Origin of the sequence: Photobacterium sp. GB-50, from assembly GCF_003026755.1 — a bacterium.
Classification (GTDB): domain Bacteria; phylum Pseudomonadota; class Gammaproteobacteria; order Enterobacterales; family Vibrionaceae; genus Photobacterium.
In genome coordinates this window covers 1-504 of the sequence record NZ_PYNX01000062.1, presented here as the reverse complement: position 1 = coordinate 504, position 504 = coordinate 1, and the positions used below count along the sequence as shown (strand labels likewise).

Annotated in this window: 4 tRNA genes; all 4 read right to left on the bottom strand. The window is 50.6% G+C overall.

The features are described from left to right. Positions 1–47 precede the first annotated feature (47 nt). Positions 48–123 (bottom strand) — tRNA-Gly (locus tag C9J41_RS21730). A 20-nt stretch (positions 124–143) separates the two neighbouring features. Continuing rightward, positions 144–220, bottom strand: a tRNA-Met gene (locus C9J41_RS21725). 71 nt (positions 221–291) lie between these two features. Next, a tRNA-Gly gene (locus C9J41_RS21720) sits at positions 292–367 on the bottom strand. Between the two features lie 21 nt (positions 368–388). After that, a tRNA-Met gene (locus C9J41_RS21715) sits at positions 389–465 on the bottom strand. Positions 466–504: the final 39 nt, after the last annotated feature.

Below are 504 nucleotides of genomic sequence, written 5' to 3'. Positions count from 1 at the left end.
ATCCATCGCCGTAGCCATGAATATCACTTCTCTACCAAGTAAAAAAGTGGAGCGACACACGAGGTTCGAACTCGTGACCTCAACCTTGGCAAGGTTGCGCTCTACCAGCTGAGCTAGTGTCGCATCATATCTCTTAAAGAGATTGGTTGCGGGGGCCGGATTTGAACCAACGACCTTCGGGTTATGAGCCCGACGAGCTACCAAGCTGCTCCACCCCGCGTCCGATTTTGCACCTATTTTAAGTTGGGTAACAACTATTTTTATTCATCGCCGTAGCCATGAATATCAATTTGGAGCGACACACGAGGTTCGAACTCGTGACCTCAACCTTGGCAAGGTTGCGCTCTACCAGCTGAGCTAGTGTCGCATCACATCTCTTAAAAGAGATTGGTTGCGGGGGCCGGATTTGAACCAACGACCTTCGGGTTATGAGCCCGACGAGCTACCAAGCTGCTCCACCCCGCGTCCGATTTTGCACCTGTTTTAAGTTGGGTGACAACTATT